The 13095-nt window shown below is 49.9% G+C and carries 12 protein-coding genes; 11 read left to right on the top strand and 1 reads right to left on the bottom strand.

Going from position 1 to position 13095, the window contains the following annotated elements; genetic code table 11:
- Positions 1–7 precede the first annotated feature (7 nt).
- Positions 8–802 carry a type I methionyl aminopeptidase gene (gene map / locus GF617_RS04795; RefSeq protein WP_181622316.1) on the bottom strand — a complete coding sequence of 265 codons (795 nt, stop codon included), beginning with the start codon at positions 800–802 and terminating at the stop codon, positions 8–10.
- A gap of 321 nt (positions 803–1123) precedes the next feature.
- Here map and rpsB point away from each other — a divergent pair, with 321 nt between their 5' ends.
- The 11 genes from rpsB (at position 1124) to lpxD (ending at position 12991) form a co-directional block, all read left to right on the top strand.
- On the top strand, positions 1124–1849 hold the full coding sequence (gene rpsB / locus GF617_RS04790; protein ID WP_181622317.1) for a 30S ribosomal protein S2: 726 nt from the start codon (positions 1124–1126) through the stop codon (positions 1847–1849).
- 122 nt (positions 1850–1971) lie between these two features.
- Positions 1972–2823, top strand: a complete 852-nt coding sequence (tsf, locus tag GF617_RS04785) for a translation elongation factor Ts (protein ID WP_181622318.1) — start codon at positions 1972–1974, stop codon at positions 2821–2823.
- A 150-nt stretch (positions 2824–2973) separates the two neighbouring features.
- Entirely contained in the window at positions 2974–3699 is a 726-nt protein-coding gene (gene pyrH / locus GF617_RS04780; RefSeq protein WP_181622319.1) for a UMP kinase, read from the top strand.
- A gap of 169 nt (positions 3700–3868) precedes the next feature.
- Positions 3869–4426: a ribosome recycling factor gene (gene frr / locus GF617_RS04775; RefSeq protein WP_181622320.1), complete on the top strand. Its 558-nt coding sequence runs from the start codon at positions 3869–3871 to the stop codon at positions 4424–4426.
- Positions 4427–4523: 97 nt separating this feature from the next.
- On the top strand, positions 4524–5723 hold the full coding sequence (ispC, locus tag GF617_RS04770; protein WP_181622321.1) for a 1-deoxy-D-xylulose-5-phosphate reductoisomerase: 1200 nt from the start codon (positions 4524–4526) through the stop codon (positions 5721–5723).
- Between the two features lie 186 nt (positions 5724–5909).
- Positions 5910–6668 (top strand): (2E,6E)-farnesyl-diphosphate-specific ditrans,polycis-undecaprenyl-diphosphate synthase, encoded by a 759-nt coding sequence (gene ispU, locus GF617_RS04765; RefSeq protein WP_181622322.1) that lies wholly within the window; start codon positions 5910–5912, stop codon positions 6666–6668.
- A 12-nt stretch (positions 6669–6680) separates the two neighbouring features.
- Positions 6681–7538 (top strand): phosphatidate cytidylyltransferase, encoded by an 858-nt coding sequence (gene cdsA, locus GF617_RS04760; RefSeq protein ID WP_203451204.1) that lies wholly within the window; start codon positions 6681–6683, stop codon positions 7536–7538.
- An 11-nt stretch (positions 7539–7549) separates the two neighbouring features.
- On the top strand, positions 7550–8902 hold the full coding sequence (rseP, locus tag GF617_RS04755; protein WP_181622324.1) for a sigma E protease regulator RseP: 1353 nt from the start codon (positions 7550–7552) through the stop codon (positions 8900–8902).
- A 31-nt stretch (positions 8903–8933) separates the two neighbouring features.
- A complete protein-coding gene (gene bamA / locus GF617_RS04750; RefSeq protein ID WP_181622325.1) occupies positions 8934–11345 on the top strand; it encodes an outer membrane protein assembly factor BamA in 2412 nt (803 codons plus the stop codon).
- Positions 11346–11467: 122 nt separating this feature from the next.
- On the top strand, positions 11468–11962 hold the full coding sequence (gene skp / locus GF617_RS04745; protein WP_181622326.1) for a molecular chaperone Skp: 495 nt from the start codon (positions 11468–11470) through the stop codon (positions 11960–11962).
- A 3-nt stretch (positions 11963–11965) separates the two neighbouring features.
- Entirely contained in the window at positions 11966–12991 is a 1026-nt protein-coding gene (lpxD, locus tag GF617_RS04740; RefSeq protein ID WP_203451203.1) for a UDP-3-O-(3-hydroxymyristoyl)glucosamine N-acyltransferase, read from the top strand.
- Positions 12992–13095: the final 104 nt, after the last annotated feature.

Here is a 13095-nt window from a genome sequence, read left to right as displayed (position 1 = left end):
CTTTTTATCATTCGTTGTGCGTCAGTATTGCCGGGATGGTGTCATCCTTGCGCAACGTCATAATTTCGCAGCCGTTGTCTGTTACCACAATAGTATGCTCGTACTGCGCAGACAAGCTTCTGTCTTTGGTTTTCACCGTCCAGCCATCTTTCATGGTGCGGATACGGTAATCGCCGGAGTTGACCATAGGTTCGATGGTAAAGGTCATGCCTTTTTGCAGGACAACACCGCCGTCATCTGCATCATAGTGCAGAACCTGTGGCTCTTCGTGGAACACACGACCAATGCCGTGACCACAGTATTCGCGCACCACGGAAAAACCTTCAGCTTCAACGAATTTCTGAATAGCCGCACCGATAGTGCGCAGACGAATGCCTGGCTTAACCATTTTCAGCGCCAGGTAGAGGCTTTCCTGGGTCACTTTGCATAAACGTTCACCCAGAATGGTCGGTTTGCCGACAATAAACATCTTCGAGGTGTCGCCGTGATATTCGTCTTTAATAACGGTCACATCGATATTAACGATATCGCCATCTTTCAGCAGTTTCGCATCATCAGGAATGCCGTGACAGACCACTTCATTAATAGAGATGCAAACGGATTTCGGGAAACCGTGGTAGCCGAGGCAGGCGGAGACGGCATGTTGCTCATTTACAATGTAGTCATTACAGATACGATCCAGCTCGCCAGTGCTTACGCCGGGCTTAACAAAAGGTTCGATCATTTCCAGCACTTCAGCGGCCAGACGACCGGCGACGCGCATCTTTTCAATTTCTTCAGGTGTCTTAATAGAGATAGCCATGTAATCTGTCCATCGGTGTCGTTTTTTTCGACAATACTAATCTACGTGTCGTCAATGGTATCAGTCTGGCGTACTCGCTGCCAAATTGAGAATCATTAACAGCACACCCCGCCAACAACTGTTGGTTTCTGGCTGCATTTTGTGGTATAAAGCGCGCCGGACTTCCGATCCATTTCATATACACAGAATGGACGGAGGCGACAAATCTCACTTTGTGTAACAACACACACGTATCGACACATATTCCGGGGTGCCCTTTGGGGTCGGTAATATGGGATACGTGGAGGCATAACCCCAACTTTTAAATAGAGGTTTTAAAACATGGCAACTGTTTCCATGCGCGACATGCTCAAGGCTGGTGTTCACTTTGGTCACCAGACCCGTTACTGGAACCCGAAAATGAAGCCTTTCATCTTCGGCGCACGTAACAAAGTTCACATCATCAACCTTGAGAAAACTGTACCAATGTTCAACGAAGCCTTGGCTGAGCTGAACAAGATCTCTTCCCGTAAAGGTAAGATTCTGTTCGTTGGTACTAAGCGCGCTGCAAGCGAAGCTGTGAAAGATGCTGCTAACAGCTGCGACCAGTTCTTCGTGAACCATCGCTGGTTGGGCGGCATGCTGACTAACTGGAAAACCGTTCGTCAGTCAATCAAACGCCTGAAAGATCTGGAAACTCAGTCTCAGGACGGTACTTTCGACAAGCTGACCAAAAAAGAAGCGCTGATGCGCACTCGTGAGCTGGACAAGCTGGAAAACAGCCTGGGCGGTATCAAAGATATGGGCGGCCTGCCAGACGCGCTGTTCGTAATCGATGCTGACCACGAGCACATCGCAATCAAAGAAGCTAACAACCTGGGTATCCCGGTATTCGCTATCGTTGATACCAACTCCGATCCGGACGGTGTTGACTTCGTTATCCCGGGTAACGACGATGCAATCCGTGCTGTTAGCCTGTACCTGAGCGCTGTTGCTACTACCGTTCGTGAAGGCCGTTCCCAGGATCTGGCTTCTCAGGCGGAAGAAAGCTTCGTAGAAGCTGAATAATAAGGTTCTAACCCTTATTTAGTACCGTGTATAAATAGGGGCCTCTATCTGGCCCCTTTTTCACTTTTAAGCCTGTTTGGTTTCTTAAAACCGGGCAGGTCATCTCTCCCGAGGATTAAAGAATGGCTGAAATTACCGCATCCCTGGTAAAAGAGCTGCGCGAGCGTACTGGCGCAGGCATGATGGATTGCAAAAAAGCGCTGACTGAAGCAAACGGCGACATCGAGCTGGCAATCGAAAACATGCGTAAATCTGGTGCGATCAAAGCGGCGAAAAAAGCAGGTAACGTTGCTGCTGACGGCGTGATCATCACTAAGATCAACGGCAACTACGGTATCATTCTGGAAGTTAACTGCCAGACTGACTTCGTTGCTAAAGATGGCGGCTTCCAGGCATTTGCTAACAAAGTTCTGGACGCAGCTGTTGCTGGCAAAATCACTGACGTTGAAGTTCTGAAAGCACAGTTCGAAGAAGAACGTGTTGCGCTGGTTGCTAAAATCGGTGAGAACATCAACATCCGTCGCGTTTCTTCTCTGGAAGGTGACGTTCTGGGCTCTTACCAGCACGGCGCACGTATCGGTGTTCTGGTTGCGGCTAAAGGTGCTGATGAAGAGCTGGTTAAACAGCTGGCAATGCACATCGCTGCAAGCAAACCAGAATTCGTTAAACCAGAAGACGTGTCTGCTGAAGTGGTAGAGAAAGAGTACCAGGTTCAGCTGGATATCGCGATGCAGTCTGGTAAGCCAAAAGAAATCGCAGAGAAAATGGTTGAAGGCCGCATGAAGAAATTCACCGGCGAAGTTTCTCTGACTGGTCAGCCTTTCGTAATGGACCCAAGCAAGTCTGTTGCTCAGCTGCTGAAAGAGCATAACGCTGACGTGACTGGCTTCATCCGCTTCGAAGTGGGCGAAGGCATCGAGAAAGTTGAGACTGACTTCGCAGCAGAAGTTGCTGCAATGTCCAAGCAGTCTTAATAATGAAAAGGAGCCGCCTGAGGGCGGCTTCTTTTTGTCACCCGTCACACGAAAATCAGACAGGTTGCTGTATCACTGTGCTGATATGCGACATATCATGTCGCCAGAATTAACCCCCATCTTAATCGTTGACAGTCTCAGGAAAGAAACATGGCTACCAATGCAAAACCCGTGTACAAACGCATTCTGCTTAAGCTGAGTGGCGAAGCGCTGCAGGGATCGGAAGGCTTCGGTATTGACGCAAGCATCCTTGATCGCATGGCACAGGAAATCAAAGAACTGGTCGAACTGGGCATTCAGGTTGGCGTGGTCATTGGCGGTGGCAACCTTTTCCGTGGTGCTGGTCTGGCGAAAGCGGGGATGAACCGTGTTGTGGGCGACCACATGGGTATGCTGGCAACCGTGATGAATGGCCTGGCCATGCGTGATGCGCTTCATCGCGCCTATGTAAACGCCCGTCTGATGTCTGCTATTCCACTGAATGGTGTATGTGATAACTACAGCTGGGCAGAGGCCATTAGCCTGCTGCGTAACAACCGCGTAGTGATCCTCTCTGCGGGTACAGGGAATCCGTTCTTTACCACCGACTCTGCGGCATGTCTGCGCGGGATTGAAATTGAAGCCGACGTTGTGCTTAAAGCAACGAAAGTAGATGGCGTGTTTACAGCCGATCCAGCCAAAGATCCCACGGCGACCATGTACGAACAGCTGACCTACAACGAAGTTCTGGATAAAGAGCTGAAAGTGATGGATCTTGCCGCCTTCACGCTGGCCCGAGACCACAAACTGCCAATTCGTGTCTTCAACATGAATAAACCTGGTGCACTGCGTCGCGTAGTGATGGGTGAAAAAGAAGGCACTTTGATTACGGAATAATTTCCGTTGGCGGTAAATACAGGTAAGATTCGGCTCTACTTTATTGCGGTTTTTTACCTGGACGCGCCCCGGGCGCTGTCATGAATTAAACAGGGCTATACTTAGCACATCTTTTAACGGTGGTGCTGGCGGATAGTCTGCCTGAGACAAGTTTTCAAGGATTCGTAACGTGATTAACGAAATCAGAAAAGATGCAGAAGTGCGCATGGATAAATGCGTAGAAGCCTTCAAAAACCAAATCAGCAAAGTGCGTACTGGTCGTGCTTCCCCAAGCCTGCTTGATGGCATTATCGTGGAATACTACGGTACACCAACACCACTGCGTCAGTTGGCAAGCGTCACGGTTGAAGATACCCGTACGCTGAAAATCAACGTATTCGATCGCTCTATGGGGCCGGCCGTTGAGAAAGCGATTATGGCGTCCGACCTGGGTCTGAACCCAAGCTCCGCAGGTACTGACATCCGCGTACCACTGCCAGCGCTGACGGAAGAACGTCGTAAAGAGTTGATCAAAGTTGTTCGTGGTGAAGCAGAGCAGGGGCGCGTTGCTGTTCGTAACGTGCGCCGTGATGCGAACGATAAAGTGAAAGCCCTGCTGAAAGATAAAGAAATCAGTGAAGACGACGATCGCCGTTCTCAGGACGACGTGCAGAAACTGACTGACGCTGCCATCAAGAAACTTGATGCGGCGCTGGCAGATAAAGAAGCGGAACTGATGCAGTTCTGATTTCTGTCGTAATCTGATTGAACGCCGTACAGAAAGTCCTGGTGACTTTGCTGGCGGCGTTTTGCTTTTTTCTGGTTTAATTTTTTCCGGACATCTCATGAAGCATTTAACTCTCCTCGGCTCAACTGGCTCTATCGGTTGTAGCACTCTCGACGTCGTTCGCCATAACCCTGAACATTACGCAGTGACTGCCCTGGTGGCCGGTAAAAATGTTCAGCGTATGGTTGAGCAATGTCTTGAGTTTACCCCCCGCTATGCGGTTATGGATGACGAGGACAGTGCTCGCCAGGTTAAGGCATTGCTTCTTGAAAAAGGCAGTCACACTGACGTTCTGAGTGGTCAGCAGGCGGCATGTGATATGGCTTCACTTGATGATGTTGATCAGGTCATGGCGGCAATCGTCGGTGCGGCAGGGCTTTTGCCGACGCTTGCCGCTATTGATGCGGGGAAAACCGTCTTACTGGCGAACAAAGAGTCACTGGTGACCTGTGGGCGCTTGTTTATGGATGCAGTTAAGCAACGAGGTGCACGTCTTTTACCTGTCGACAGCGAACACAACGCTATTTTTCAGAGTTTGCCGCAACCTTTTCAGCAAAACCTGGGGTACGCTGATCTGGAGCAAAATGGTGTTGTGTCCATTCTGCTTACCGGGTCTGGTGGCCCGTTCCGGGAAACGCCACTGTCTGAATTGAGCGCGATGACGCCGGATCAGGCATGTCGTCACCCGAACTGGTCGATGGGACGCAAGATTTCAGTCGATTCAGCCACCATGATGAACAAAGGTCTGGAATACATTGAAGCGCGTTGGCTGTTCAATGCCTCTGCAAAACAGATGGAAGTACTGATCCACCCGCAATCGGTGATTCACTCCATGGTGCGTTACCAGGATGGCAGTGTGCTTGCGCAACTGGGTGAGCCGGATATGCGTACACCCATTGCACATTCGATGGCGTGGCCAAACCGTGTGCAGTCTGGCGTAAAGCCGCTCGATTTTTGCAAGCTAAGTTCACTGACGTTCAGCGAGCCTGATTATGACCGCTATCCGTGCCTGAAGCTGGCGATGGAAGCGTTCGACCAGGGGCAGGCAGCGACAACAGCACTCAATGCGGCTAATGAAATTACCGTTGCCGCGTTTCTTGCACAGCAAATCCGCTTTACGGATATTGCCGCATTAAATCTATCTGTTCTGGAAATGATGGATTTACGTGAGCCGCAAAGCGTAGAAGAGGTGCTGACTGTCGATGCTGATGCACGTATTGTGGCGCAAAAACAGGTGACTCGTCTCTCAAGCTGGTGATAATCCACCCACTAGTGGTCGTGCTATTTGTTAGCGTTGTGCTTCAGTGATATAGTCTGCGCCACCTGATCGCAGGTATTTGGCTTTATGTGGTCAGGTAAGCCGTGGTTTGACACGGCTTTTTTGTGTATAGGCTTCAGTATTCCTGAGTACCGTTAAATCCTTTTCAGGGACTAAAAACGCGTTATGTTGTCTGTGAATCAACCATTAAGCGTAAACTTGCCAGCACATGGCTGTCGTCATGTCGCAATCATTATGGATGGCAATGGCCGCTGGGCGAAAAGACAAGGGAAGATACGGGCCTTTGGGCATAAAGCTGGGGCGAAATCTGTTCGCCGCGCCGTTTCTTTTGCCGCCAATAACGGCATTGATGCGTTAACGCTCTATGCTTTTAGCAGTGAAAACTGGAATCGACCCGCGCAGGAAGTGAGCGCGTTGATGGAGTTATTTGTGTGGGCGCTCGACAGTGAAGTAAAAAGCCTGCACCGCCACAACGTCCGTCTGTGCATCATTGGTGATACCAGTCGTTTTAACTCGCGTCTGCAGGAACGTATTCGTAAAGCTGAGGCGTTGACCGAAAATAACACAGGTCTGACACTCAATATTGCGGCGAATTACGGCGGGCGTTGGGATATTATCCAGGGCGTTCGGCATTTGGCTGAACAGGTTCAGGAAGGGCTGTTGAGACCCGACCAAATTGATGAAGAGGCGCTGAGTAAGCAAATCTGCATGAATGAACTGACTCCCGTGGATTTAGTAATTAGGACAGGGGGAGAGCATCGTATTAGTAACTTCTTGCTGTGGCAAATTGCCTATGCCGAACTTTACTTTACAGATGTTCTTTGGCCCGATTTTGATGAACAAGACTTTGAAGGTGCGCTGCATGCCTTTGCCAATCGAGAGCGTCGTTTCGGCGGCACCGAGCCTGGTGGCGACAAAGCCTGATGGGGGTAGCTTTTGCTGAAGTATCGCCTGATTTCCGCTTTTGTATTAATACCTATTGTTATTGCGGCGCTGTTTTTACTGCCTCCGGTGGGATTCGCTATTGTCACGCTGGTGGTATGTATGCTTGCCGCGTGGGAATGGGGACAGTTTAGCGGCTTTACCTCACGCACTCAGCGGGTATGGCTGGCGGTGCTCTGTGGCCTGTTATTGGCGCTGATGCTGTTTACGTTGCCTGAATACCATCATGATATTCATCAGCCATTGGTTGCTGGCGCACTGTGGGCGTCGCTAGGCTGGTGGGGTGTTGCACTCTTGCTGGTGCTTTTTTATCCAGGCTCAGCGGCAGTATGGCGTGAATCTAAAGTTCTGCGTCTTATTTTCGGCCTGCTCACAATTGTTCCTTTTTTCTGGGGTATGCTCGCGCTGCGCGCCTGGCACTATGATGACAATCACTACAGCGGTGCATTTTGGCTGCTTTATGTCATGATTCTCGTCTGGGGGGCTGACTCCGGGGCCTATATGTTTGGTAAACTGTTTGGCAAGCATAAACTTGCGCCAAAGGTTTCCCCTGGTAAAACCTGGCAAGGGTTTATCGGTGGCCTGTTTACGGCCGCGGTGATTTCCTGGGGCTACGGTGTCTGGGCGAATCTCGAAGTCGCACCGTCAACGTTGCTGGTTTGCTCCATTTTTGCTGCGCTGGCATCGGTACTCGGTGATTTGACTGAAAGTATGTTCAAGCGTGAAGCAGGGATTAAGGACAGTGGTCACCTTATTCCAGGTCATGGCGGTATTCTGGATCGCATTGATAGCCTGACAGCTGCGGTCCCTGTGTTTGCCTGCCTGTTGTTACTGGTATTCGGGACGATTTAACGGAAGGTTTTATGCTGAGCATTCTCTGGAATCTGGCGGCGTTCATTGTTGCACTGGGTGTACTGATTACCGTGCATGAATTTGGCCATTTCTGGGTTGCTCGGCGCTGTGGTGTGCGAGTGGAGCGATTCTCCATCGGGTTTGGTAAATCACTCTGGAAACGCACCGATCGCCATGGCACTGAATTTGTCATCGCACTTATTCCTCTGGGTGGCTATGTCAAAATGCTCGACGAGCGTGTTGAGCCTGTAGCCCCCGAATTGCGGCACTATGCGTTCAACAACAAAACTGTTGGCCAACGTGCTGCTATCATTGCTGCCGGTCCGGTAGCCAACTTTATCTTTGCTATCTTCGCTTACTGGCTGGTGTTTATCATCGGTGTTCCTGGTGTGCGTCCGGTGGTGGGTGAAATTGCCCCTAATTCCATCGCGGCAAATGCGCAAATTAATCCTGGGATGGAACTTAAAGCGATTGATGGCATCGAAACCCCTGATTGGGATGCCGTGCGACTACAACTGGTTGCCAAGATTGGTGATGAGCAGGCAACTGTCAGCGTGTCGCCGTTTGGGTCTGATCAGCGGCAGGAGAAAGTCCTGAACTTACGCCACTGGGATTTCGAGCCTGATAAAGAAGATCCCGTTTCAGCGTTGGGTATTCGTCCTCGTAGCGCGCAGATCGAGCCGGTATTAGCCGAAGTACAGGTAAATTCAGCGGCGAGTAAAGCGGGTTTGCAAGCGGGCGACAGGATCGTTAAAGTCGATGGTCAGCCATTAACACAATGGATGACCTTTGTTAATCTGGTGCGCGATAATCCAGGTGTTTCGCTCGCGCTAGAAGTAGAAAGGCAGGGGAGTCCGCTCTCTCTGACGTTAATTCCGGATACTAAATCGGGTAGCGGTAGGGCTGAGGGGTTCGCAGGCGTTGTGCCTAAAGTGATCCCACTGCCAGATGAGTATAAGACAATACGCCAGTATGGGCCGTTTAGTGCCATTCTTGAAGCCACGGATAAAACATGGCAACTGATGAAGCTAACGGTCAACATGTTGGGGAAATTGATAACCGGTGATGTGAAACTGAACAACCTCAGTGGGCCAATCTCTATTGCCCAGGGGGCTGGGATGTCAGCGGAGTTCGGGGTGATTTACTATCTCATGTTTCTCGCGCTCATTAGCGTGAACCTGGGGATAATCAACCTGTTCCCGCTTCCCGTGTTAGACGGGGGTCATCTGCTGTTTTTAGCGATTGAAAAGCTAAAAGGCGGACCGGTATCCGAGCGAGTTCAAGACTTTAGTTATCGCATTGGCTCGATTTTGCTGGTGCTGTTAATGGGGCTTGCACTTTTCAATGATTTCTCTCGGTTGTAAGAGAGTTAGTTAGGAAGAACGCATAATAACGATGGCGATGAAAAAGTTGCTCATAGCGTCGCTGCTGTTTAGCAGCGCAACCGTATACGGTGCTGACGGGTTCGTAGTGAAAGACATTCATTTCGAAGGCCTTCAGCGTGTCGCCGTTGGTGCAGCCCTCCTCAGTATGCCTGTGCGCCCTGGCGACACGGTTAATGATGATGATATCAGTAACACCATCCGTGCTCTGTTTGCCACTGGCAACTTTGAGGACGTCCGCGTCCTGCGTGATGGTGATACGCTGCTGGTTCAGGTAAAAGAACGCCCGACGATCGCCAGTATCACTTTCTCCGGCAACAAGTCGGTTAAAGATGACATGCTCAAGCAGAACCTTGAAGCATCTGGTGTCCGTGTGGGTGAATCCCTGGACCGCACAACTCTCTCCGATATTGAGAAAGGACTGGAAGACTTCTACTACAGCGTCGGTAAATACAGCGCTAGCGTGAAAGCGGTTGTCACACCGCTGCCGCGTAACCGTGTAGACCTTAAGCTGGTCTTCCAGGAAGGTGTCTCTGCGAAGATCCAACAGATCAACATCGTTGGTAACCATGCTTTCACCACCGATGAGTTGATTTCAACGTTCCAGTTGCGTGATGAAGTACCATGGTGGAACGTGGTTGGCGATCGAAAATACCAGAAGCAAAAGCTTGCGGGTGACCTCGAAACTCTGCGTAGCTACTATCTGGATCGCGGTTATGCCCGTTTCAACATCGATTCTACTCAGGTGAGTCTGACGCCGGACAAGAAAGGTATCTACATTACGGTTAACATTACTGAAGGCGAGCAGTACAAGCTTTCGGGTGTTGAAGTGAGTGGAAATCTGGCGGGCCATTCTGCAGAGATCGAGACACTGACTAAAATTCAGCCAGGCGATCTGTATAGCGGCGCGAAAGTAACCAAAATGGAAGACAGCATTAAGAAACTGCTCGGCCGTTATGGTTATGCCTATCCACGTGTACAAACTCAGCCTGAAATCAACGATGCTGATAAAACCGTTAAGCTGCGTGTGAATGTCGATGCCGGTAACCGTTTCTACGTGCGTAAGATCCGCTTTGAAGGTAACGATACCTCCAAAGATTCCGTTCTGCGCCGCGAAATGCGTCAGATGGAAGGTGCATGGTTAGGCAGCGATCTGGTTGACCAGGGTAAAGAACGTCTGAACCGTCTCGGCTACTTTGAAACAGTAGATACAGATACCCAGCGTGTTCCTGGCAGCCCGGATCAAGTTGATGTTGTTTATAAAGTGAAAGAGCGTAACACCGGTAGCTTCAACTTCGGTGTGGGTTACGGTACTGAAAGTGGTGTGAGTTTCCAGGTTGGTGTTCAACAAGATAACTGGTTAGGCACAGGTTATTCTGTTGGCATTAACGGGACCAAAAACGACTATCAGACCTACTCTGAATTCTCTGTCACAAACCCTTACTTCACTGTTGATGGTGTAAGTTTGGGTGGTCGTATTTTCTATAACGACTTTAAAGCGGATGATGCGGATCTTTCCTCCTATACCAACAAAAGTTATGGTCTGGATGGTACGCTCGGCTTCCCGATTAACGAATACAACACCCTGCGTGCTGGCTTAGGTTACGTACATAACGACCTGTCCAACATGCAACCGCAGGTGGCAATGTGGCGTTATCTGGACTCTATTGGTCAGTCGACAAGCACATCCAGTGACAGCAACGGGTTTGCTGCGGATGACTTCACCTTCAACTACGGCTGGACCTATAATCGTCTTGATCGCGGTTATTTCCCGACAGAAGGTTCGCGCGTTAACCTGAACGGTAAAGTCACCATCCCTGGTTCCGATAACGAGTTCTATAAAGTTACGCTGGATACCGCGTCTTACTTCCCTATTGATGATGACCATAAATGGGTCGTTCTGGGTCGTACCCGTTGGGGTTATGGCGATGGTCTGGGCGGTAAAGAACTGCCGTTCTATGAGAACTTCTATGCCGGTGGTTCCAGTACCGTTCGTGGCTTCCAGTCCAATAACATTGGTCCGAAAGCGGTGTATTACGGCGGTAAAGGGCTGGATAACTGCGATACGACAGATACGACGAAATTATGTAGCTCTGATGATGCCGTTGGTGGTAACGCCATGGCTGTCGCTAGCCTTGAGTTCATCACACCAACGCCGTTTATCAGTGATAAATATGCGAACTCAGTCCGTACTTCCTTCTTCTGGGATACGGGTACAGTGTGGGATACCAACTGGAGTACGAAAGGGATGCCTGCTGACATTCCAGACTACAGCGATCCGAGCAATATTCGCATGTCTGCAGGTATCGCATTACAATGGATGTCACCGCTGGGGCCGTTGGTGTTCTCCTACGCCCAGCCGTTTAAGAAATACGATGGAGACAAAGCGGAACAGTTCCAGTTTAACATTGGTAAAACCTGGTAATAATTCGCTGCAACGGAATGCGCAGGCAGTGTAGCGCTGACAATTGGCGATCGTGAAAACGATCGCCTTGCCACGCAAAGAACGGCACTCTTGGGTGCTAATGGGATGGTAAGGAGTTAATTGTGAAAAAGTGGTTATTAGCTGCAGGTCTCGGTTTAGCGATGGTAACGTCTGCCCAGGCAGCGGATAAAGTTGCAATCGTCAACATGGGTAGCTTGTTCCAGCAGGTTGCACAGAAAACGGGTGTTTCCGCAACGCTGGAAAACGAGTTCAAAGGCCGTGCAAGCGAACTGCAAGGTATGGAAAACGATCTTCAGTCCAAAATGCAGCGTCTGCAGCGTGATGGTTCTACCATGAAGGCAGCAGACCGTAGCAAACTGGAAAAAGACGTAATGGCTCAGCGCCAGACTTTCTCTCAGAAGGCACAGGCATTCGAGCAGGATCGTCAACGTCGTTCTAACGAAGAACGTGGCAAACTGGTTACTCGTATTCAGACTGCTGTTAAATCAGTTGCTGCCGATCAGAGCATCGATCTGGTTGTAGATGCGAATGCCGTTGCTTACAACAGCAAAGATGTTAAAGACATTACTGCTGATGTACTGAAACAGGTTAAATAAGTAATGCCTTCAATTCGACTGGCTGATTTGGCTCAGCAGTTGGATGCAGAATTACACGGTGATGGCGATATCGTCATCACCGCTGTTGCGTCCATGCAATCTGCTAAAGCTGGCAACATTACCTTCATGGTAAGCCCTAAGTACCGTGAACATCTGGCTCAATGCCAGGCGTCGGCTGTTGTTCTGACGCAGGATGATCTTCCGTTTGCCGCAGGCGCTGCATTGGTAGTGAAGAACCCCTACCTGACGTATGCTCGCATGGCTCAAATTCTTGATACCACGCCGCAACCGGCGAAAAACATTGCTGCAAGTGCAGCGATCGACCCGACGGCGAAGCTGGGTAACAATGTTGCTATTGGCGCGAATGCTGTTATTGAATCCGGCGTTGTACTGGGTGATAACGTAGTGATTGGTTCGGGTAGCTTCGTTGGGAAAAATACCAAAATTGGTGCAGGTTCCCGTTTATGGGCCAATGTGTCCGTTTACCATGAAGTTGAGATCGGCGAAAATTGCCTTGTTCAGTCTGGAACTGTAATTGGTTCAGACGGGTTTGGTTATGCTAACGATCGTGGTAATTGGGTGAAGATCCCACAGCTTGGTCGTGTCATTATTGGCGATCGTGTTGAGATCGGTGCATGTACAACCATTGACCGTGGGGCGCTTGATGACACCATTATTGGCAACGGTGTTATCATCGATAATCAGTGTCAGATTGCACATAACGTCGTGATTGGCGACAATACTGCTGTTGCAGGTGGCGTAATCATGGCTGGCAGCCTGAAAATTGGCCGTTATTGTATGATTGGCGGGGCTAGCGTGATCAATGGGCATATGGAAATATGCGACAAAGTCACGGTAACCGGGATGGGCATGGTGATGCGTCCTATTACTGAGCCAGGTGTCTACTCCTCCGGTATCCCGCTGCAGCCCAACAAGGTGTGGCGTAAAACAGCAGCTTTGGTGATGAATATTGATGATATGAGCAAGCGACTCAAGGCTCTTGAGCGCAAGATCGATCAACAAGACTAAACGTTCACCCGTTTAACGCTAACTTTCCCGGCCTGTCGGCTTTCTTATAAACCGGCAGGCCGTGTTATTATTGCTATTCAGTACATTTTGACAGGAAGAGTATT

This window comes from Lelliottia sp. RWM.1 (assembly GCF_016859735.1).
Lineage (GTDB): Bacteria > Pseudomonadota > Gammaproteobacteria > Enterobacterales > Enterobacteriaceae > Enterobacter.
The sequence above is the reverse complement of the archived record's forward strand: the minus strand, read 5'-3'. Positions and strand labels throughout refer to the sequence as shown.